Origin of the sequence: Arthrobacter sp. UYCo732 (genome assembly GCF_040547265.1) — a bacterium.
Classification (GTDB): domain Bacteria; phylum Actinomycetota; class Actinomycetes; order Actinomycetales; family Micrococcaceae; genus Arthrobacter.
In genome coordinates this window covers 52067-74093 of record NZ_JBEPPJ010000017.1, presented here as the reverse complement: position 1 = coordinate 74093, position 22027 = coordinate 52067, and the positions used below count along the sequence as shown (strand labels likewise).

16 protein-coding genes and 2 pseudogenes are annotated in these 22027 nt (G+C 64.8%); 6 read left to right on the top strand and 12 right to left on the bottom strand.

Annotation, left to right across the window (positions count from 1 at the left end; translation table 11 throughout):
- The first annotated feature begins 169 nt into the window (after nucleotides 1-169).
- Nucleotides 170-1108 (top strand): annotated as a pseudogene (locus tag ABIB45_RS17695) (type IV toxin-antitoxin system AbiEi family antitoxin domain-containing protein).
- Between the two features lie 128 nt (nucleotides 1109-1236).
- Here ABIB45_RS17695 and ABIB45_RS17690 read toward each other — a convergent pair.
- The 10 genes and pseudogenes from ABIB45_RS17690 to ABIB45_RS17635 form a co-directional block, all read right to left on the bottom strand.
- A pseudogene (locus ABIB45_RS17690) lies at nucleotides 1237-1635 on the bottom strand (queuosine precursor transporter); the annotation flags it as partial.
- A gap of 303 nt (nucleotides 1636-1938) precedes the next feature.
- Complete coding sequence (locus tag ABIB45_RS17685; RefSeq protein ID WP_354217152.1) at nucleotides 1939-3687, bottom strand: pyruvate dehydrogenase; 1749 nt, start codon at nucleotides 3685-3687, stop codon at nucleotides 1939-1941.
- A 641-nt stretch (nucleotides 3688-4328) separates the two neighbouring features.
- Nucleotides 4329-4640 (bottom strand): GntR family transcriptional regulator, encoded by a 312-nt coding sequence (locus tag ABIB45_RS17675; protein ID WP_354217173.1) that lies wholly within the window; start codon nucleotides 4638-4640, stop codon nucleotides 4329-4331.
- Between the two features lie 674 nt (nucleotides 4641-5314).
- Nucleotides 5315-6040, bottom strand: a complete 726-nt coding sequence (locus ABIB45_RS17665; protein WP_354217151.1) for a maleate cis-trans isomerase family protein — start codon at nucleotides 6038-6040, stop codon at nucleotides 5315-5317.
- A gap of 8 nt (nucleotides 6041-6048) precedes the next feature.
- On the bottom strand, nucleotides 6049-7470 hold the full coding sequence (locus tag ABIB45_RS17660) for an amidohydrolase family protein (protein WP_354217150.1): 1422 nt from the start codon (nucleotides 7468-7470) through the stop codon (nucleotides 6049-6051).
- Between the two features lie 26 nt (nucleotides 7471-7496).
- Nucleotides 7497-8303, bottom strand: a complete 807-nt coding sequence (locus tag ABIB45_RS17655) for an aspartate/glutamate racemase family protein (protein ID WP_354217149.1) — start codon at nucleotides 8301-8303, stop codon at nucleotides 7497-7499.
- Nucleotides 8300-8983, bottom strand: a complete 684-nt coding sequence (locus tag ABIB45_RS17650; protein WP_354217148.1) for a GntR family transcriptional regulator — start codon at nucleotides 8981-8983, stop codon at nucleotides 8300-8302. The genes ABIB45_RS17655 and ABIB45_RS17650 overlap by 4 nt, the downstream gene beginning before the upstream one ends.
- Before the next feature lie 67 nt (nucleotides 8984-9050).
- Nucleotides 9051-10415 carry an MFS transporter gene (locus ABIB45_RS17645; protein ID WP_354217147.1) on the bottom strand — a complete coding sequence of 455 codons (1365 nt, stop codon included), beginning with the start codon at nucleotides 10413-10415 and terminating at the stop codon, nucleotides 9051-9053.
- A gap of 364 nt (nucleotides 10416-10779) precedes the next feature.
- On the bottom strand, nucleotides 10780-10902 hold the full coding sequence (locus ABIB45_RS17640) for a hypothetical protein (protein ID WP_354217146.1): 123 nt from the start codon (nucleotides 10900-10902) through the stop codon (nucleotides 10780-10782).
- Nucleotides 10903-11317: 415 nt separating this feature from the next.
- Nucleotides 11318-12832, bottom strand: coding sequence for a helix-turn-helix domain-containing protein (locus ABIB45_RS17635; protein WP_354217145.1), 1515 nt, complete (start codon nucleotides 12830-12832; stop codon nucleotides 11318-11320).
- A 148-nt stretch (nucleotides 12833-12980) separates the two neighbouring features.
- Here ABIB45_RS17635 and aceA point away from each other — a divergent pair, with 148 nt between their 5' ends.
- Together aceA and aceB are read left to right on the top strand one after the other, a co-directional pair.
- A complete protein-coding gene (gene aceA, locus ABIB45_RS17630; protein WP_354217144.1) occupies nucleotides 12981-14312 on the top strand; it encodes an isocitrate lyase in 1332 nt (443 codons plus the stop codon).
- 96 nt (nucleotides 14313-14408) lie between these two features.
- Nucleotides 14409-16061: a malate synthase A gene (gene aceB, locus ABIB45_RS17625; RefSeq protein ID WP_354217143.1), complete on the top strand. Its 1653-nt coding sequence runs from the start codon at nucleotides 14409-14411 to the stop codon at nucleotides 16059-16061.
- Nucleotides 16062-16278: 217 nt separating this feature from the next.
- Here the strand turns inward: aceB and ABIB45_RS17620 are convergent, their stop codons facing one another.
- Nucleotides 16279-17517: an MFS transporter gene (locus ABIB45_RS17620; RefSeq protein ID WP_502914544.1), complete on the bottom strand. Its 1239-nt coding sequence runs from the start codon at nucleotides 17515-17517 to the stop codon at nucleotides 16279-16281.
- Nucleotides 17518-17695: 178 nt separating this feature from the next.
- Here ABIB45_RS17620 and ABIB45_RS17615 point away from each other — a divergent pair, with 178 nt between their 5' ends.
- Nucleotides 17696-18655 (top strand): D-2-hydroxyacid dehydrogenase family protein, encoded by a 960-nt coding sequence (locus ABIB45_RS17615; RefSeq protein WP_354217141.1) that lies wholly within the window; start codon nucleotides 17696-17698, stop codon nucleotides 18653-18655.
- Nucleotides 18656-18769: 114 nt separating this feature from the next.
- Here the strand turns inward: ABIB45_RS17615 and ABIB45_RS17610 are convergent, their stop codons facing one another.
- The gene (locus tag ABIB45_RS17610) at nucleotides 18770-19990 is read right to left on the bottom strand and encodes an ROK family transcriptional regulator (protein WP_354217140.1); all 1221 of its coding nucleotides are present in this window, start codon (nucleotides 19988-19990) and stop codon (nucleotides 18770-18772) included.
- A 133-nt stretch (nucleotides 19991-20123) separates the two neighbouring features.
- On the opposite strand from ABIB45_RS17610, the gene ABIB45_RS17605 reads away from it, so the two are divergent.
- Both ABIB45_RS17605 and ABIB45_RS17600 read left to right on the top strand, forming a co-directional pair.
- Nucleotides 20124-20888, top strand: coding sequence for a sugar phosphate isomerase/epimerase family protein (locus tag ABIB45_RS17605; RefSeq protein WP_354217139.1), 765 nt, complete (start codon nucleotides 20124-20126; stop codon nucleotides 20886-20888).
- Complete coding sequence (locus ABIB45_RS17600) at nucleotides 20885-22015, top strand: Gfo/Idh/MocA family protein (protein WP_354217138.1); 1131 nt, start codon at nucleotides 20885-20887, stop codon at nucleotides 22013-22015. Before ABIB45_RS17605 ends, ABIB45_RS17600 begins: the two co-directional genes overlap by 4 nt.
- The last annotated feature ends 12 nt before the right edge of the window (nucleotides 22016-22027 follow it).

Here is a 22027-nt window from a genome sequence, read left to right as displayed (position 1 = left end):
CTCACGCCGATGACCCGCCGCCTAACCCGCCGGAACGCTGCCGGACCGCCGGAGCGTTTCGGCGATCGGAGCCCGTTCGGGCAATCTGGACGCGCTCCGGCGACGTGGGTATTCCACATAACGACGGCGGCGCCTTCCGGGCTGCCACTGGCTGCAGCATTCTGTCGGGATGACACCCTCGCAGCCAGTCCGCCTTCCCGCACTTCCAAGCACCGGTCACCTGTGGCGAACGGGCCAATTGCACGAAAAGGGCCTCAATTCCCGGGCCATCAAGGTATTGGTGCTCCATAAGAAACTTGTTCGACTCCGCTACGGCTGCTACATCCGCGGTGAGCTGTGGGAGAAGCAAACGCGTGCAGTCCGCAGCAGGCAATTGATTCAGGCCCACGCGCACGGAACACTCACGACATCGACCGGAGACTTCGTCTATAGCCACACCTCGGCGGCGCGGCTGCACGGTTTGTATCTCTGGGATGTTGACGACCTGATCCATCTTCTGCTGCCTGTTAGCCCCTCCAGCGAACGGCTAGGCAAGGATGTCCGCGGCCATACGCGGCCCTACGCCTAGTCGGAGGTCGTGACCCTTGGGAAACTTCGGGTGACGTCGCTCGAGCGGACGGTGGTGGACTGCGCCATGACGCTGAGTTACCGGCAGGCACTGGTGCTGATGGACCACGCACTCCGGCTTGGCGCAGATAAAGCCATAATGGAGACCGCAGCTGACGGCCTGCCGGGACGCCGCGGGATCCGGACCCTCCGACTGGCGCTCGCCAACGCCGATCCAAGGTCGGAGTCAGCGGGTGAGACGCTCACCCGCGAACTACTCACTAGGCTGAACCTTCCCATGCCCGAACCGCAGGTCGAGGTGACTACCCGAGCCGGTCGGTACCGCCTGGATTTTGCCTGGAAGGAGAAGAAAGTCGCGCTTGAATTCGACGGGAAAACGAAGTATTTCGATTACAAGCCGACGGCCGAGGTGTTGTACAAGGAACGACAACGCGAGAATGCGCTCACTGAAGACAGCTGGAAATTCGTGCGCGTGAAATGGGATGACCTCTTCCACGAACTGGAGTTCAAAGCCCGCATTCTGGCCGCGCTCCGGCGCTAGCCATGCCGCCGAGATCGCCGGAACGCGACGGACTAGCCGGTCCGTCCCGGCGATCCAGCAGCGTTCGGGCTGGCCCGCAACGTTCCGGCGGTCTCGCCGCAGCTGGAAGATACGACGCCGGGCGGCAGCTACGCGGCGTTCGTCACAGCTGCCGTCGGGGCGCCGTAGCTGGGTTCGCGCTTTTTGATCCAGCCGATCACCAGGGACGTCACGGGGACGAACAGGACCTCCACGAGGGTCTTGTAGGCGAAGCCCACCACCACGTAGTTCACAAACGTGCCGAAGTCGGTGATGCCGATGACGGACGCGGCGATGCTGCAGAAGATCAAGGTGTCCACGAATTCGCCTGCGCCGGAGGAGCCCATCAGGCGCGCCCAGAGGGATTTCTCCCCTGACCGGGCCTTCATCTTCACCAGGATCCAGGAGTTGATGGTCTGCCCGGCGAGGAATGCCAGCAGTGAGGCGAGCACAATTTGCGGAACGGGGCCAAGTGCGATTTCAAGGGCCGCCGGCTTTGAGGTGCTGAACGATGTCCTCTGCCTGAGCCGCAGCATCCGCGACTGACCAGCATGGGAGAAGACATGAACGCAATAATCACCGTGGTACTCGCCGGGGCTTCCGGCTTCGTCGGCGCCTACCTGCGGGGCCGCTTCGAGCGGGACGGCTGCCTCTGGCAGGGCGGCGCGCGCTAAGTCAGTCCCCACCCCACCCCGGACGCTCTCTCACTTAATGCAGGTTTTCCAAACGCTCTCTCACTTTCATAAGATAGTGAGAGAGCGTTTAGGTTTTTCCTGCAGGATCTCCGAGAGCGTCTGGAGGGGCGGCCGAACTCATCGCCGGGGAATGTTCCGCAGGTTGCTGCGGGCCATGCTGACGGCCTCGCCCGCACCGCGGTTCAGCACCACTTTGGACATGGCCGTGGTGAAACCGAGCACCTGGGACCCAGAAACCTTGGGCGGAATCGAGAGCGCCTGGGGATCGGTGATCAGTTCCACCAGTGAGGGGCCCTGGTGGGCGAACGCTGCGCGGTATGCCCCCTCGATCTGTGTAGGCTCCGTGACCCGTACGGCGTGGAAACCCAGGGCCCGGGCGACGGCGGCGTAGTCGGCGTCGGGCACGTCCACGCCGAAGTCGGGAAGCCCGTCCACCAGCATTTCGAGCTTCACCATACCCAGCGTCGAATTGTTGAAGACCACCACGTTGACGGGCAGTTTATGGGCGGCGACCGTAATGAGCTCGCCGAGCAGCATGGACAGGCCGCCGTCACCGGACACGGAGACCACCTGCCGGCCCGGAAAGGCCAGCTGCGCGCCGATAGCGTGCGGGAGCGCGTTGGCCATGGACCCGTGCAGGTAGGAGCCGATCAGCCGGCGGGTGCCGAGCGGGTTGATATACCGGGCGGTCCAGACGTTGCACATGCCGGTGTCCGCAGTGAAAATGGCATCCTCAGCCGCTACCTGGTCCAAGAGGGACGCCGCGTATTCGGGGTGGATCGGCTGCTTCTTCTCCACCTTGCGGGTGTAGGCGCGCACAGATTTGTTCATCAGCCTGTCGTGCTTTTTGAGCATCTGGTCCAGGAACCGGCGGCTCTTTTTTGGCTTCAGCAACGGCATCAGGGCGGCGAGGGTGGGCAGCACGTCGCCGTGGACTGCGACGTCGACGTCGGTCCGCCGGCCCAGCCGGTGGGCTGCCCGGTCCACCTGGGCGGTCCGGGTTTCCGGCAGGAACTGGTCGTAGGGAAAGTCGGTGCCCAACAGAATCAGCAGGTCAGCGTCCTCGATCCCTTCGGCAGCGGCGCCGTAGCCCAGCAGGCCAGTCATTCCGATGTCGTACGGGTTGTTGTACTGGACGAAGTCCTTGCCGCGCAGCGAGTGGCCGATGGGGGCGTTGATCAGTTCCGCGAGCGAGATCAGTTCGTCGTGGGCACCTTCAACGCCTGCGCCGGCGAAAATCGCCACCTTTCCGGCTTCATTGATCGCATCGGCCAGCTGCCGAACGCTGGCGGGGTCCGGGGTGAGCGTGGCGCGCCGGAAGGTGGCAGGCAGCGGTGCTTCGGCTGCCGCTCCAAGTCCGGCGATATCGCCGGGAAGTGTGACGACGGCGACTCCCCCGATGCCGACAGCATGCTGGATGGCGCTGTGCATCACGCGCGGCGCCTGCTCGGCCGTGCTGACCAGTTCCGAGTAGACCGAGCATTCGTTGAAGAGCCGGTCCGGATGGGTTTCCTGAAAGTAGCTGCTGCCGATCTGTTTGCTGGGGATGTGCGAGGCGATGGCCAGCACGGGAGCCCCGGACCGGTTCGCGTCGTACAGTCCGTTGATCAGGTGGAGGTTGCCCGGGCCGCAGGATCCTGCGCAGACCGCCAGCCTGCCGGTCAGCTGGGCTTCCGCGGCGGCAGCGAAGGCGGCGGCTTCCTCGTGCCGGACGTGGATCCAGTCGATCCCGCCCTTGACGGCGCCGCCGGTCTTCCGGACGGCGTCCACGATCGGGTTCAGGCTGTCGCCGACGATCCCGTAGATCCGCTGCACGCCGGCAGCCTGGAGTTGTTCGACGAGCTGGGTGGCTAGTTCCTTGGCCATGGTGCACGCTCCCGCGAGATGGATCGATGAGCTGACACTGGCCAATATAGTCTGCCCGCCCGGTCCGACACCGGGGCCCGGTGGTGGGTCCGGCCCGAATGCGTTTCCGGTGCACCAACGGATCTGCGTGAGCACCGACTTGTCAGCCTCACCCAGCTCTGGCTGGCCAATTCGGCAGCTGCCGTTGCTGGCCTGCCGCCGGATAACCGGCACCCACCCTCGATGGCAGGCTATGACCTCCTCAGCCGCAGAACGACACCACCAGTCCCGACTGTGCAAGAGAACATCTCATGAGTTCGACCAACCCCGTCATCGTTTCCAGCACTCCCCGCGCCGCCGCCACGGGCTCACACCGGAGGCTGCGACCGCGGCCGTGGACCCGGCCCGTCCGAGCCTCCGGCTGCCCACCATCCAGGCGGTCCTTGCTGAGGCACTCACGGTGGGCGGAAAGGAGCAACATCACGGCAGTTTTCGATTGGAAAGTCAGCGGAGCCGATCAGCTTCCGTTCGCCGGCCCAGTGGTCCTGAACGACGTTGACATAGCAAGGCGTCATTGCCGGACAGAACCAGTCGAAAGGCGACTGCCAGCCATTGTTTGCAACTGCGGCCGGCGTGAAGCCTGCGGTGGGGCACTGGGCCGCCTATGGCGCGAGCGTGTGGGCGAGCCCGGCAAGGACCGGTTCACGGCCAAGTTCGATATGCGAATACACCAGGGAATAGGCCAAATCGGGCCGGCCTTTGAGGATGGCGCCGCAGAACTCCACGTGCTCGTCACGCTGAAGCTCGTTGCTGCGGTTGTGGGCGAGGCCGAAGATCCAGCGCATGCGGCCGAAAAGTGGCTTCAGGGATTGCCCCTCCGCGACGCGGACCGATGCGGTGCGTGCCGCGAAAGTTTTGAGGCAGAGCCGGACGTCAAAGAGTTCGTTGACATCGGTGAGCGTGAGCCGACGCACCGCCGCACCCCGGCGGGGGGATGTTTCAACGAAGCCGTCCTCCTCTGGAAAACGGTTTACCGCGACCGCACCATCACCACCTCGGACAGCGGGGCAACACCACAAACCCGGACCCCCTGCGATTCCTCCCGCTCCTGGGTTGGGAAGACATCAACCTCACCGGAGACTGCACCTGGCCACGACCCAACCACAGCAACCCGGCAAATACCGGCCACGGCGACGATCCGAAAACCTTAACGTCGGATATTCCACATTTTGCCAGCCACCCCTGGTGTGACGGGCCAAGGTCATGTGTAGCATTCCGGGCGGTCGGCGGGAAGATGCCCCACCCGGCGGGGTCCGTCTTTCCCCGGGCACGCCTAGTACGTTTCCGGCGGCGCTCGCGCTGCAGGGCTGTCATCGGCCCCTCAGAGGGCAACTGCTGGCACGACCTTCATTTGGGACGCTGCCGCCATCCGGCAAACGCACTACCATCGCAGCGGGAGCTCAAGCGGAACTTCTTACCCCGACGGGCGCGTCACCCGGAGAGCTCCCGGTGACGCTCCCGTCTGGATATGGGCTATACGGATCTTAGAAGTTGCTGGTATGAAGGCTCGCGGGCCACGAGAGGGTAGCCCGGGAGGTGTCATCGACGCTTCAAGTTGTGGTTTATGCAAGGTCGCCGATGGCTCTTGCTATGTCAGCAGTTTGCCCCAGCGCGGGTCCAGGAGGGGTGCGCCCGCGATTTTAAGGGCGTGCCAGAGCGTTACGGCCACGGAGTCCAGGACGGGAATTCCGGTGCTTTCTTCGATTTCGGCCGTGATGTTGGCGCCGTAGAGGTTGGTGCACAGGTAGACCAGTGCGTCGGGGGCGGTAGCTGCGAGTTCCAGGGAGCCTGGCCTCATCTCCTCCGCGGTAACTCGGGCGAAGGATTCGTTGTCACTTAAGCCCAGTGCCCGGTGGCCGGTTGTCTTGATCCCTTCCCGCTCGTAGGAAGCGATTACCTCGTGATTTACATCCTCGGTATATGGCGTGAAAAGGCCGATCCGTTCCGTGCCGAGTGTCCGGAACGCTTCCAGGTACGCCAGTGTGGAGGTGGTGGCGGGAACGCAGGTGGCATCTGTGATTTCCTTGACCAGCTCCTGATCGTGGGCCGCACCCAGCCAGGAACCGGAGGTCCCGTTCCAGGCGATCACGTCCACGTCCGCCGTCGCAAGCAGTTGCGCGGCTTCCCGCATGACTGCTGGGTCGAACTGCCGGTCCGACGAGTCGTCCAAAGCTATCCGGGTGACAGGGATGCGGGTGAAATGGATAGTGACGTCCCTCCGGTCCCCAAGGATGCGGTAGGTCTGGGGCTCAAGGCAGGTGTTTGAGGATGGCACGATCATGCCGATCCGACGGGGTCGGGTTGTTGATGGCATCGGGTGTCCTAAAGAGTGGCGGCGTGCGTGAAGGGGGCGTTGGACTGGTGCTGCCGGAAGCCGTCGCGGGCCACAAAGCGGCCAACAGCCCCTGGATCGTGGAAACCGTCGGCATCGAGCACCACATGACCGGCAGAAATGACGGTGGCGGGCCAGCCGGCCAGTACCTTGCCGTCAAACGGGGAGAAGTCGGTGCCCATGTGGAGTGCGTTGCCGTCCACGGTGCGCTCTTCGGCGGGGTCGAAGATGACCAGGTCGGCGTCGAATCCTTCCGCGATGCGCCCCTTGCCTGGAACAGCGTTTATACGCGCCGGTGCTGCGGAGAACGCTTCTACGAAGTCTTCGACGCTGGCCCCGGCGGAGGTCATGGCGGTGAAGGTGACCGGCATCCGGGTTTCGACGCCCGGGAGCCCGTGGGGCATTTCGCGGATGTCGTCGGTTCGTTCCCGCTTTTGTGTGAGGTCGTAGCAGGAGTGGTCGGAGGCGACAGTGTCGATGGCGCCGTCGGCGAGCCGTTTCCGGAGCGCGGCGACCGTCTCCGGACTGCGCATGGGCGGGCAGCAGGCGTACCACTCCGGCATTACCGAGCCGTAGACGCTGTCGTCGAGGGTGAGGTAGTGCGGGCAGGTTTCGGAGTAGGCCTCCTGGCCGTGGCTGCGGGCCTCGGTGACCAGGTCCACGGCGCCCGGGGTGGACTGGTGCACAAAGTAGACGGGGGCGCCGGTGTATGCGGCCATGGCCAGGATTTCCTTGACCGAGACTTCTTCAGCCAATTCGGGGCGGGTGCGGTGCAGGTGTTCGATGCCGATCCGGCCGTCGTCGGCGTGCTGCGCGGTGCAGTCCGCGATGATGGGGTCGTGTTCGGCGTGGATGTAGGTCAGGCCGTCCAGCCGGACCATCTCGCGCATGACCTTGAGGATGGTGTCTCCGTTGGCCATGGTGGTGCCGCGGTTGGTGGTGTACATCTTCACGGACCGGACGCCCTCGGCGGCTAGTTGCTCCAGTTGCCACGGCACCGTTTCGTCCCAGCTGACCACTGAGCCGTGCAGTGCGACGTCGCAGCGGGACTCCCGGGCCAGTTCCTTTTTGTGCAGGACGGCCGCGAGCGGGGTTTCCCGGGCATCGCGGGGGATACCGAAGTCGATGATGGTGGTTGTGCCGCCCCACAGGGCGGCGGTCGATGTGGTCCGGTAGTCATCGAGGGTGCGGAACCGCCCGGTTATTTGGGCGACGTGGCAGTGTCCGTCGACGCCGCCGGGGATAACGAGCCGGCCGGCGGCATCGATGATACGCGTGCCGGCGGGGACGGGCTCGGCGGCGTCCACGAGCTCATGGATAAGGCCTTCCCGGATCACAACGTGGACCTGCTGGCGGCCGAAACTGTTGACCACGGTGCCATTGGCGATGACGAGTTCTGGGGTGTCGGACATGGTGGTCCTCCTAAGTTTTGAAGTAACTAGTTGGCCGGTGCGGGCGTGGCCGGCTGGCGGCTGGCGCTGCGGGCGGGGTTCTGCGCGGTGGTGAGGGCGGCGTCCAGGGCCTTGGTGAGGCCGCGGCGGTCTTTTGCCGGCGGCGGCGCGAAGGCGCCGGCGCGGTGGAGACCGGAATCCAGGGCGACGACGGCCTCCGCCATGCGAATGCCGGCGGAGATGCCGTCCACCACCGGAACCGGGATCTGGCCTCGAAGTTCGCGGGCCAGCCCGGCGAGCGGCGCCCCGGCAAGGATCACGACGTCGGCGCCGTCCTCGGCGACGGCCTGCCGGCTCAGCGCCAGCAGGGTTTCCTTGAAGTCCTGCTGCACGGAGCCGATCCCGTTCAAGGACTCGTTGATGGAGCGGATCGATGCCAGTCGGCCACCAAGGCCGAAGCGTTCCACGCAGTCCAGGTACCACGGCCGGATCCGGTCCGAGATGGCAATGATGGAGAAGCGGTGTCCCTGCAGGGCCGCCGCGCAGAGGGCCGCCTCGGTAATCCCGATAACGGGGACATCGGCGAGTTCCTTCAGCGCCGGCATGCCTGGATCGCCGAAAGCGGCCACGACGACGCCGTCGATCAGGCCCGGGACCTGGGTATATTCGGCAATAATTTCGGCCACCGCGCTCGCTGCGATCAGCGATTCAAAACGGGTTTCAATGTACTCCACACCATGACCGGCGGTGCGGACCACGAGTTCGGTTCCAGCGGAGGCAGAGCGCAGGGCCTCAGCTTCGATCAGGGCGGTAACGTCCTCGCTGATATTGGGGTTGATAACAAGAAGTTTCATAAGGTCTTCCGATGAAGGGTGGGTTCTGTCCGGCGGAAGTCCTCCGGAAATTGGTCACGATATTTGTCGATGTGCGACGCCGACTGGATGGCTGCGCGATCCGGGTCGCCGCTGGCGATGGCGGTATAGAGGGCCCGGTGCTCTTCGATGAGTTCCGGCAGGTCGCTCACATGGCGGAAGAGCCAGTGCATCCGGCCCTGAAGGGGTTCCAGCGCGGACTTGAGGAAGCCGTTGTCCGCGATCCGGGTGATGGCATCGTGGAATTCGCTGTTCGCCCGGTGGGCGTCCATGACCGCGCCCATGGCCAGGCAGCGGTCGGCCTCGTCCAGCAAACTTTTGAGGCCGTCGAGGTCTTCGGCGGTGGCGCGGGCCGCGGCCAGACGGCAAGCCAGTACCTCAAGTGACTGCCGGACGTCGAAGAGATCCTCGACATCCTTGGGGCTCAGCGTACTGACTTCGACTCCGCGGGCACCACGGTCACTGATGAGACCTTCCTGGCGCAGCATGCGCAGCGCTTCCCGGATGGGAAGGCGCGACACGTTGAACTCGGCGGCTAGGTCCCGCTCCACCAGCCTGGTGCCGGGAACGTAATGCCCCTCAAAGATCCTCGTGCGGAGCGTATCCCGGACAGCCTCGCGGAGGGGGCGTTCCTTGTCCTGGGATTTTTCTGCGGCAAGCATGATGCTCCATTCGGGTTCTTTTGTGGCAGTGCGTTCCCGGCTTCAGGAACAGGTGCATCTCGCTAGCTTAGACAGGCAGGCGCTTGTTGTAGTTCAGCGTCAGCACCGAGGCGCCCATGATGATTGCGGATCCCACGAAGTACAGCAGCGCCCAGGTGTAGGAACCGGTGGCGCCCACGATCAGGCCCACGGCTATGGGGGTGACGAAGCCGGCGATGTTGCCGCTGAAATTCATGGCGCCGCCCAGGACGCCGGCGTTCGTCCGGCCGCCGAGGATGGACGGGATGCTCCAGAACAAACCTACCCAGCGGAGGAAGAACATCACCACTGACAGCAGAACAACGGCGGTCGTCGAGTCGGCAACAACGGTCACTCCGATGAGTCCGCCGATCACCACGACGCTGGAGATGCCCAGGAGGGTCCGCATAACGAGGTTGGCCGAGGCTCCGGAGTTGCGCCACTTGTCCGCGATGGTGCCGCCGAGGATTTCTCCGACAAAACCGGCCCCGAAAATCACAAAGGTGGACCAGCCGATGGTCTTAAGGTCAAAGCCCTTGGCCTGGGCCAGATACAGCGGCCCCCACGTCAGCAAGCCGTAAAAAACGCCGTTGAAGCCCAGCCAGCCGAAGCACATGGCCCAGAAAGACCGGAACTTCAGGTAGGGGAGCAGGGCCCGTTTGCCCTGGCTGCCGTCGAGCTTCGCCTCAGCGTCCTCTGCTGCGTGGGAGGCCTCGATGTAGGCGGCTTCGGCTTCGTTGACGCCGCGGTGTTCGCGGGGATTGTCCCTGACGTACCACCAGACGGCCAGGCCCATGAGCACAGTGGCAGCACCTGCAATCACGAAGGACCAGCGCCAGCTTCCGGTCGATGCAATCAGCCCTGCGATAAGGATGCCGCCGAGCCCGGCGCCGAGGGGAGCACCTGCATCCAGAATGGTGGCACCGCGGCCACGTTCGGACTTGTGCATCCAGATGGCGTTCAGCTTTCCGCCGGCGGGCATCACGCCCGCCTCGGTGACGCCGATGCCCATGCGGGCGATGAACATGCTTAGGAAGCCGCCTGCCATACCGGAGGCGGCCGTAGCCGCACCCCAGCCGATGCAGGACGCGGTCATGACCCTGCGGGGCCCGAATTTGTCAATCAACAATCCGACCGGGATCTGCATCAGGGCGTAGGTCCAAAAGAAGGCGGACAGCAGCAGGCCGACCAGCTCGGGGGCGAGATTGAATTCCTTCTGGATGATCGGCAGGGCCACCGAGATGGAACCCCTGTCGATGTAATTCACGGCGACGAGGACCAGCAGGAGCAGGAACATTTTCCAGCGGACGTTGGTGCGGCGCTGCACCCCGTCCTTCTGTGGTTCGAGCGTGGTTGCATCTGTGGACGGGCCTTCAAGGGACGACGCCGCTGTTTCGGTGTGTGGAATGGACACAGCTTCTCCTTCACGGGGAAGTTTACGGATGGGGGGAAGGTACGGATGGGAACTGGCGGCCCGGGAAGGCAAGGGAATCGGCCAGCGGGTACGGGGACAAAAGCTGAAACTCGCGTACAAACAGGAGCGCACCGGTTAGCTCCCGTCTTTGGGATCCCAAATTGGGATCCCATAATCAAGATACGAGTGATGTACGCCACTGTCAAGACATTTCGCTAAATCCGGCCAGAAAGTGTTTGGAAACGAATTGTGACAGCCGTGGCGGACCTGGCGCGTCATCGCTACCCCGTCAGCACTCTCGTCCATGCGTGAGGGGTGCCCATCAAAGCCACGGCTGCACCGCACCACGCAAAAGGCGCGGAACTTATGACTTGCGAGAAATGAAACCCAAGAGAATCCCGTGGTTCCAGTCAGTGTCCAGGCGGCCGAATCGTCGGGCGCCGCGCAGGTCGATGCCGAGGAGTACCTGCTCCAGCAGGAAACCCATCGGTTGAGCCGTAGACCAGTTCTAGTGGCTTCTGCTCTTCCGCCGACCTTCCGACAGGTATCTCTCTGTCGCCGGCAGCGGGCGCTGTGCTGAATCGCCCGATATCGCTGTACATCTCAGAACCTCCTACGTCGTGACCCGAAGATCGACCGCCGGCTGAGCTGCCACGGGTTTCACCGGGGTACCGTCGGTTCTTCAGGGCGCGGGCTGTAGGTCCTCATGGACGCTTCTCCAGCTTCCTTGCGGGCCCCCGGTGACCAGACAGGGCCCGGTCCCAGCGGGGCCGGTGCACCGGACGCCACGCTCTGGGCGCGTCCACGGTAGAACTCCGCGAGGTTGGAGGCATCGAAGATGCATTCCTTGCCCTCCGGCCGGGAACGGCTGGAGCCTGATTGGCCGGACGCCGGAGCTCGGGTCAGCTCCCCGAGTGGGCCTGGAGGAAGCTGTACACCTCGGTCTCGTCCACACCGGGGAACGCGCCGGGCGGCATCGCGGCGAGCAGGTGCGAGTGCGCACGGGCGGAGGGCCAGGCGTTGCCGGCCCACTCGGATGCAAGCGAAGCGGGCGGCCGCTTGCAGCAGTTCGGATCGGGGCACGTGGACTTTTCCCGGGCCGTGGTTTCCCGGCCGCGGAACCACTTAACATGCTGGTACGGCACCCCGATCGACAACGAAAACTCGCCGTTGGCCGAGCGCTCAGTCCGTGCGGTGCACCAATATGTTCCTGAGGGTGTGTCGGTGTACTGGCTGTAGGCGCTGAACTTGTCCGGCACATCGAACACCGCCCGCGACGTCCACGCCTTGCACGATGGCTGGCCCTCGATCGCGCCGGTATGGTCCATCGGGAACGTCACGCCGTCGTTCTCGTAGGCCTTATAGATGATGCCGCTCTGGTGGGTCTTCTGGAAGTGGGTGGTGATGCCCAGGTGCCGCGTGGCCAGGTTGGTGAAGCGGTGCGCCGCGGTCTCATAGGAGACGGCAAAGGCGTCCCGGATGTCCTCGACGGCGATTTCCTTGGCGGCCTTGGCCTTCTGCAGGAAGTCCACAGTGGCATGCTCCGGCAACAGCAGCGCTGCCGCGAAGTAGTTTGTCGCAACCCGTTGGGCCAGAAAGTCGCCGTAGTTTTTCGGCGTCTCATGCCCCAAAACGTAGTGCCCCAGCGCCTGCAGGAGGACCGAACGGGGGTCGTGGTCCTGCCGCTGGCTCTGCGTCAGGTAAATTCTGTGGTTCTTCAAATCGGTTACCGAACGGGTGGAATGCGGCAGATCGCCCACGTGGTGGAGGGTGAATCCGAGCTTTTCGGCGATGTCGGCGATCACGTGCTGGCTGAGCGGTCCAGCGGTGTAACCCACCAGGCCGAGCACCTTCTGGGCCTCAGCCTCGTACTCCTGAAAATAGTTGCCGCGCTCTCGCATCATGGCACGCAGTTCACCGTTTGCGCGGCGCGCTTCTTCCGGCGTCGCCACCTGCTCGTTCAGCTTGCGTTCGAGCTCGTGCAGCAGCCCCACCTGTGCCTCCAGAACATCGAGCGGGAGGCGCGAGCTGATGCGGATTTTGGGCAGGTTCAGTGACTCATACAGGGGTCCGCGCTGGTAGCGTTCCAGCTCAATTTCCAGTGCCGCACGCCGGTTGGGCGGCTCGGCGCCAAGCAGCTGATCGATGCTCACGTTCAGGGCCGCGGCCAGCCCTTGGAGCAGGGACAGCTTGGGCTCCCGTTTGCCGTTTTCGATCAGGCTCAACTGGCTGGGGGCGGTCCCGACGGCGGCGCCCAGGTCATCGAGCGTGTAGCCGGCCTGCTTGCGCAGATGACGCACGCGGCGGCCAAGGCTGATGACGTCCAGTTCCGGGGAGGCAGCGGACGACGGCGGCGGTGCAACTTCGCGGCTCCAGCTTGAAGGGGACATTTCTTGAGGATACGCGAAGAAACGCATTTCTTTCCACGGTTTTCCTCTAGAGAAGTGTTTGGAAGTGCTGAAAAGTGGAGATCACGGAAAGAAACACCGCACCGGGACAGCCTGCGGGGACCGCGACGGCGCGGTTCCCGCCCACGATTCCGGAGCACAAATCAAGGAGACAACGATGACTGCAGCATTTGAGCCCACCCAGCAGACGCCCGAAGAGCAGGCCGCCGCCTTGGAGCTCGAGTGGTCCGCCAATCCCCGCTGGCAAGGTGTGACCCGTGACTACAAGGCAACGGACGTCGTCAAACTCCGCGGCCGGGTCTCCGAAGAACACACGCTGGCCCGCCGCGGTTCCGAGAAGCTGTGGAAGCAGCTCACCGAAGAGCACAAGACCGGCGGGTACACCAACGCTTTGGGCGCCCTGACCGGCAACCAGGCTGTGCAGCAGGTCAAGGCGGGCCTCCGCGCCATCTACCTCTCCGGCTGGCAGGTCGCCGCCGACGCCAACAATTCCGGCCACACTTACCCGGACCAGTCGCTGTACCCGGCCAACTCGGTTCCCACAGTGGTCCGCCGCATCAACAACGCTCTGCTCCGCGCGGACCAGATCGAGTTCTCCGAAGGCGTCCAGACTGTTGAGGACTGGATGGTCCCGATCGTCGCCGACGCCGAAGCCGGCTTTGGTGGTCCGCTGAACGCCTACGAACTCATGAAATCCATGATCCAGGCCGGCGCGTCAGGCGTGCACTGGGAAGACCAGCTCGCCTCCGAAAAGAAGTGCGGCCACCTCGGCGGCAAGGTGCTCATTCCCACCCAGCAGCACGTCCGCACCCTGAATGCCGCCCGCCTGGCCGCCGACGTCGCCGGTACCCCGTCCGTCGTCATCGCCCGTACCGACGCCGAGGCAGCCACCCTGATCACCTCCGACGTCGATCCCCGCGACCAGGAATTCGTCCTCCGCGAAGGGGGACAGCCGGTCCGTACCCCGGAAGGCTTCTACAAGGTCCGCAACGGCATCGAACCCTGCATCGCCCGCGCCAAGGCCTATGCCCCCTACTCCGACCTCATCTGGATGGAGACGGGCACCCCGGACCTCGCACTCGCCCGCAAGTTCGCCGAAGCCGTCAAGGCCGATTTCCCGGACCAGATGCTCTCCTACAACTGCTCGCCGTCGTTCAACTGGCGCAAGCACCTGGACGACGCCACCATTGCCAAGTTCCAGCGTGAACTCGGCGCCATGGGCTTCACGTTCCAGTTCATCACCCTGGCCGGCTTCCACGCCCTGAACTACTCGATGTTCGATCTCGCCCACGGCTACGCCCGTGAAGGCATGAGTGCCTACGTCGAGCTCCAGGAGAAGGAATTCGCCTCCGAGTCCCGCGGCTACACCGCGACCAAGCACCAGCGCGAAGTCGGCACCGGCTACTTCGACGACATTGCTACTGCGCTCAACCCGAACGCATCCACCCTTGCCCTGGTGGGATCCACCGAGGAAGGCCAGTTCCACTAGAACTTAGCGCTCGACGGCGGCGCGTGCGTCCGCCGGCGGACCGGACGATCCTCTGCCTGCCGTCGAACTCCCCTTTTAGTCTTTAAGGAGATTGAAATGAACACCTTCACTGACAACTTCGCCATCAACGGCATTACCTTGACCGCACAGCCCATTTGCCGGCAGGACGAGGTACTTACTCCGGATGCTTTGGAGTTTGTCGCAAGGCTGCACCGGGCCACGGCCGGTCGGCGGCAGGAACTGCTGCAGGCGCGCCGGACCCGCCGCGCCGAGATCGCCGCCGGACAGGACCCCGGGTTCCTCCGCGAGACCGAGGACATCCGCAACGATCCGTCGTGGCGCGTCGCTCCCCCCGCTCCCGGCCTGGAGGACCGCCGCGTGGAGATCACCGGACCGGTGGATAAGAAAATGACCATCAACGCGCTGAACTCGGGCGCCAAGGTGTGGCTCGCGGACATGGAGGATTCCTCCACCCCCACGTGGCGGAACGTCATCAAGGGCCAGCTGAACCTCACCGATGCGCTGGAACGCCGGATCGACTTCACGTCGCCGGAGGGCAAGGAGTACAAGCTCCGCCCGGCCAGTGAACTGCCCACCATCGTGGTCCGCCCCCGCGGCTGGCACCTGCCCGAGAAGCACATGATTATCGACGGCGCTCCCGTGGCCGGCGGCATCGTGGACTTCGGCCTGTTCTTCTTCCACAACGCCCGGCGCCTCCTGGCCCAGGGCAAGGGCCCGTACTTCTACCTGCCGAAGATCGAGACCCACCTCGAAGCACGCCTGTGGAACGACGTTTTCATCCTGGCCCAGGACCTGCTCGGCATCCCGCAGGGCACCATCCGCGCCACCGTGCTGATCGAGACCATCACCGCCGCGTTCGAAATGGAGGAGATCCTCTACGAACTGCGGGACCACGCCGCGGGCCTGAACGCCGGCCGCTGGGACTACATTTTCTCTCTGATCAAGAACTTCCGCACCCGCGGCCCCCGGTTCGTCCTGCCGGACCGCGCCCAGGTGACCATGACCCAGCCGTTCATGCGGGCATACACCGAACAGCTGGTCCGTGCCTGCCACAAGCGCGGCGCCATGGCCATCGGCGGGATGGCCGCCGCGGTCCCCAACCGTAGGGACGAAGCAGCCAACACCAACGCGTTCGAGAAGGTCCGCGCGGACAAGACCCGCGAGGCCAACGACGGCTTCGACGGCTCCTGGGTAGCCCACCCGGACCTGGTGCCGGTCTGCCGCGAGGTGTTCGATTCCATCCTGGGCAGCACACCCAACCAGCTGGACCGCACCCGCGAGGACGTCACCCCGGACGACGCCGCCCTCATCAACGTGGCCGCCACCGAAGGCACCATCACCGAGCAGGGCATCCGGAACAACATCGAGGTGGGCCTACGCTACATCGAGTCCTGGTTGCGCGGGAACGGTGCCGTGGCCATCCACAACCTCATGGAAGACGCCGCCACCGCGGAAATCTCCCGCTCACAGCTGTGGCAGTGGATGTTCGCCAGCGCCATCACCGACCACGGCGAAATCATCACCCACCACTGGATCGAGGAGCTGCTCGACGAAGAGTTCGCACGCCTGGAACGCTTCGACGGCGACCGCTTCGAAGACGCCCGCGACATCTTCGAGGAAGTCACCCTCAGCCAGGACTTCCCGTCCTTCCTGACCCTCCCCGCCTACGCCCGCTACCTCACCGAGGCACGGGAAAAGGCAACCCCGGAAGAGCTCACCGCGGCCTAAAGCCGCACAGATTTCCGTCAGCCGGGCAGGCACGCCCTTCGCAACAGGCACCCCGAGATCCGGGGAGCCGGCCCGGCGACGGAACACCCCTCCAGAAATGAGGCGACAACGGGACACGCCTACCCAGGCGGGTGCACTCGCCGGCGCTCTCTCACTTGCAGGATCTGAGAGAGGGAAGGAAGTGCGGTAAGCGGCCGGACGACGACGGCGGGGCGCGTCAGCGTCCTTTCGGCACCAGCCGCACAGAGAGCGTTGTGCAGACGAAGAACATCAGCACGGAACCCAGAATGACCAACAGCGCCAGAGTCCAGGAACCCGAGGCGTCGTGCACGAACCCCACCAGCGGCGGGGCCACCGCCCCGAAGCAGTAGCCCAATCCTTGGACCGTGGCGGACATCCGGCCGGCGGACGCCTGGTCCCGGGCCAGTTTGATGATGGCGATGAAGATCAGCGTGATCCCGCCGCCCTGCGCGATGCCGCCGAAAGTGGACCACAGCCACCACAGCTGCGGTGCCAGCAGCAGCCCGGCCGGCACGGCCGTCCACAGGAGCCCCACGGTGACTGCCGTCGTCGTCGTACTGAAGTACTTGGCCGCGAACGGCACTCCCAGGCCACCGACGATCGCGAAGATCTGGAACAACGACGAACCCGCTCCCGCCTCCGAGGCGGACATGCCCAGCTCATCGTGGAGGTAGCTCGGCAGCCACGCAGTCACCGCGTAATAGGAAAAGGCCTGGCCGGCGAAACCCAGGGTCAGCCCGGCAGTAATCCAGCCGGATCCGCTGACAGGGGAATGCTCCTGCCCGCCGCTGACTACGGCCCCGGACGGGACAAACGCGGTGCGGGCACCCACGGCGAGCGTCCAGAAAACAATGGCCACCACCGCCAGGATGCCCACAGACACCAGAGCCACCCGCCAACCGGCAAGCTCGGCCAGGGGCGCCGTGACCATCGACGTCAGGAACGACCCGATATTCAACGCCGCCGTGTACACGCCCATGGCGGTTCCCTGCCGCCACGGGGAGAAGTCACGGCGGATAATCAACGGCACCGCGATGTTACCCACCGTGATGGCCAGGCCGATCATCACCGTACCCACCACCACCGGCCCCGCGCCGCCAGCCGAGCGGACAATGACGCCGGCCAGCACGCCCAGGATGGTAAGGGAGACGGCGAACTCGGCGCCGAGTTTCCGGGTGGTCAGTGAGGCCAGCGGGGCGGCCACCGCGAAACACAGCACCGGGATGCTGGTCAGCAGGCCCAGCATGACAGGGGAAAATCCGAGGTCCGTCTGCATCAGGTCCACCACGGGGGCGACGGCTACGAAGGGTCCGCGCAGGTTGAGCGCCAGCAGGCCGATGCAGGCGAGCAGGATCCAGGCCTTTGGAACCTTCGCAAGGAACTGTCCGCTCACGAGATATCCGCGCGGTATAAGAATGATTTCATCACCTCCCATTGCTATCACGCCCGGACGTCATTGAGTTTTTGTCCAGATAACGCTCCCAAAAAGGACGGAATCGCGAATTATCTGGACAAAAACTCCGAGCAACGCCCTGGCATACGATAAACCCACGCCACCCCGCCCACCGGAGTGCACGGTATTCGCCACGCAGACCTTGGACAAAGGAACAGACATGCAGCAACGGCTTGCCATCCTTGACGACTACCAGGACGTGGCGCACGGCTTCGCCGACTGGTCCGCCCTGGAAAAGAATGGCGTCTCCACGTCCGTCTTCCGGGAACCGTTCCAGTCCGAGGACGCCCTCGCGGCAGCGCTTACCGGGTTCCAGATCGTCGTGGCGATGCGGGAGCGGACCCCGTTCCCCCGCTCCGTGCTGGAGCAACTGCCAGGCCTCAAGCTTCTGGTGACCACCGGCATGGCCAACGCCGCAATCGACGTGGCCGCGGCAGAAGACCTTGGCATCACCGTCTGCGGCACGCCCGGCTCGCTTACCGCCGCCCCGGAACTGACGTGGGCCCTGCTCCTGGCGCTGGCCCGGAACCTCCCGGCCGAGGAGAACTCGCTGCGGGCCGGCACGTGGCAAACTTCCGTGGGGATGGAGCTGTCCGGCAAAACCTTGGGTGTTGTGGGCCTGGGCAAAATCGGGCGGCGAATTGCCGCCTACGGGCAGGCGTTCGGAATGGAAGTACGTGCCTGGAGCCAGAACCTGACCGGAGAGGCCGCCGCCGACGCCGGAGTCCAGAAAGTCAGTAAAGCGGACCTTTTCCGGAATTCCGACGTCGCCACCCTCCATCTGCGGCTGTCTCCCCGTTCCGAGGGGATCGTGGGCGAGCCGGAGCTGAGGCTCCTTGGCCCGGAAGGCCTTCTGGTGAACGCATCGCGGGGTCCCCTTGTTGAGCAGGACGCCCTGGTGCGCGCCCTGAACGAGGGCTGGATCCGGGGAGCCGCCCTGGACGTGTTTGACGCTGAGCCCATCACGCCGGCCCACCCTCTCCTCAGCACGCCGAACACTGTGCTCTCACCGCACCTCGGATACGTTACGCAGGAGAGTTACGGGCAGTTTTACGGTGGCGCTTTCGAAGACGTCAGGGCATGGCTGGCCGGTTCGCCGGTGCGGGTCATTACCGGGTGACGGGGTATGCCGGCACCTACTGTCCGAGAGCCCAGACGGCGAGGTCGTGATCGTCGGCGGACACGAAGCCCGGAACGCGTCCCTCCTGGTTGAACTCCAGCGATTCTGCCAGGCTCATCCCGTAATGGCACTCCCGGCGAGGGTTGCCTCCACGACTGCCGGCGAAAGGACGTGCTGGGTGACCATCTGGCTCGCCCCGAGGACCGCAGCGCGCTGGCCGGCCATGGAGATGCCGATGCGCAGGTGGGATGTCGCCAGCGGTGGAGAGCGCCGGTAGACCACCTCCCGGATTCCGGCCACCAGATGCTCACCGGATTCACCGATGCTGCCACCCACAACTATGACTGACGGATTGAGCAGGTTGACTACGGTGGCCAGAACGTCGCCGATGTCCCGGCCTGCCTGACGGAGCGCCTGGATGGCCTGCATGTTACCGGCCGCTGCCAGCCGCAGCACGTCCGCGCCTTTGGTGGCGTCGAGCCCCTGTTGCCGGAGCGCGCGAGCGATGGCAGGTCCGGATGCGAGCGCCTCGAGGCACCCGTAGTTGCCGCAGGCGCACAGGACGTCTTCTCCGCGCGCCAGCTGGACGTGCCCCAGGTCGCCCGCGGTGCCGTTGGCGCCACGTTGCAGTTCACCGTTGCTGATGATGCCGGATCCGATTCCGGTGGCGACCTTTACAAAGAAGAAGTTGCTGTGCTCGGACCAATGCGAGGCCCGCTCCCCCAGTGCCATGATATTGACATCGTTGTCCACCAGCACTGGCACCGGCAGGGACCGCTGAACATAACGGACAACGTCGAACCCGTCCCAGCCAGGCATGATGGGGGGCTTCACCGGCCGGCCGGTATCGTGCTCCACCGGGCCCGGCAAGCCGATCCCGATCCCGGCCAGTTCCTCGGCGCTGCGCCCCGCAACTGCCAGCAGTTCCTTGCCCTGCGCGACGACCTGATCCAGGACTGTTTCGGGTCCATCCGCCACTTGCAGGGCCAACCGGTGCTCGGCGAGGATCTTTCCGCCAAGGTCCGTCACAGCCACGACCACATGTGTTGCCCCGACGTCCACCGCCAACACCAGCCGCGCCGAAGGGTTGAAGGCAAAGCGCGACGGCGGCCTGCCGCCGCTGGAAAGCGCCTCACCGGCGGGGCCCACGAGGCCCGAAACCATCAGTGCGTCGATGCGCGCGGCAACGGTGGAACGAGCCAGTCCGGTGCTGAGGGCGAGCTCAGCCCGCGTGCGGGCCTTGCCGTCCCGCAGGAGCTGGAAGAGGTCCCCGGCGCGGGACAAACTCCCGATGATGTCGGCTGCGGCGGGCTCGCGTCTGGGAGTAAGGCTCATGGATCATGAGTAACACATCGTCCTTCTGCATGTCACGCCAGATAAAGAAAACCGACAGACATACAACTATTGCTTGACGGTCGACAAAAGTGGTTCTAGTTTTAGTTGAACCGTCTTCATCTGAGGAGTACCCATGTCTTACTCGATCCAGCTCTACACCCTCCGCAACGCCATCCAGGAGGATCTGCCCGGCACCATCCGCAAGGTCGCGGAGATCGGCTTTACCCAGGTGGAGCCCTACAACTTCGTGGCCACGGCCAAGGAACTCGGCGCCGCGCTGAAGGAGAACGGCCTCACGGCGCCGTCCGGGCACGCTCCGCTGCTGAGCCAGGACCAGGATGAGATCTTCGCCGCCGCCAAAGACCTCGGGATCTCCACCGTCATTGACCCGTTTATCCCTGCGGACCGCTGGCAGACCGCCGAGGACATCCAGGCCACTGCGGCCGGGCTCAACGCCGCAGCCAAAAAGGGCGCCGAATACGGCATCCGGGTCGGGTACCACAACCACGCCTGGGAACTGGAGTCCAGTATTGAGGGCCGCACGGCACTGGAATTCTTCGCCGATCTGCTGGATCCGGAACTGGTCCTGGAAGTGGACACGTACTGGGTGGCCGTTGGCGGCCAGGACCCGGTGGACATCCTGGCGAAACTCGGTGACCGGGTGAAGCTCATCCACATCAAGGACGGCCCCCTGAACACCGACACCAAAGCGCAACTGCCGGCGGGCCGGGGCAAGGTACCCGTGCTGGACGTCATCGCGGCCGCCACATCCCTGGAGGTAGGCGTGGTGGAATTCGACGACTACGCTGGCGACATCTTTGAAGGCATCGCCGAAAGCCTGGCATACCTGAACAATAACGACGCCTCCGCGACGGCAGCCGAGGGAGCACGCGCATGACCACCCACGCAGCCGCGAAGTCTTCAGACCGCGGGCCGGTGGGCATCGCGGTCATCGGCGCCGGGAACATCAGCAAGCAGTACCTGGACAACCTCACCGTGTTCCCGGACCTGAAAGTCCACGTCATCGCGGACCTGTTCGAGGAGGCAGCAGAGGCACGCGCCAAGGAGTACGGCATCGCGGAGTGGGGCGGTGTGGACGCGGCCTTGAACCATCCCGACGTCGAAATCATCGTGAACCTGACCATCCCGGCAGCGCACGTCGAGGTTGCCACCGCCGCCGTCAACGCGGGCAAGCACGTCTGGACCGAGAAGCCTTTCTCCCTGGACCGCGAATCCGGTCTCGGCCTCCTGAAAACCGCCGACGCCGCCGGCATCCGCCTGGGCTGCGCACCGGACACGTTCCTCGGCGCCGGCCTGCAGACGGCCCTGCGCGTGATCCAGCGCGGCGACATCGGTGCGCCCCTGACGGCGATGACCACCTTTCAGACGCCCGGCCCGGAGTCCTGGCACCCCAACCCGGCATTCCTCTTCCAGTCCGGCGCCGGGCCGCTCTTTGACATGGGCCCGTACTACCTCACCACACTCGTCCAGACGTTCGGTTCCATCCGCAAGGTGGCCGCCGTCGGCTCCAAGGCCAAAGACGTCCGCGTCATCGGTTCCGGGCCCAAGGCCGGCGAGGAGTTCACGGTCGAGGTCCCCACGCATGTCAGCGCGATGGCACAGTTCGAGAGTGGCGCGTCCTCGCACAGCGTGTTCTCCTTCGAGTCGCCCCGCGTGCGGATGGGCTTCGTGGAAATCACAGGTACCGAGGCCACCTTGTCGGTCCCGGACCCCAACTATTTCGACGGCGACGTCCGGCTCTGGCGCGCCGGCGACGAGGACTGGACCACCATCCCGGCGTCCGGGCCGTCGAACGGCCGCGGCATGGGCGTGCTGGACATGGCCCGGTCCATCCGCGCCGGAGTTCCGCACCGTGCCACCGGTAACCTGGCCTACCACGTCCTGGACAGCATGGTCGCCATCACCGAATCCATGGACTCCGGCACGTTCGTCGACGTCGGAAGCTCCGCTTCGCCCTCCGCAGGACTGCCCGAAGACTGGGCACCGGAAACCGCAACGCTCTAGGAAAGCAAGCAG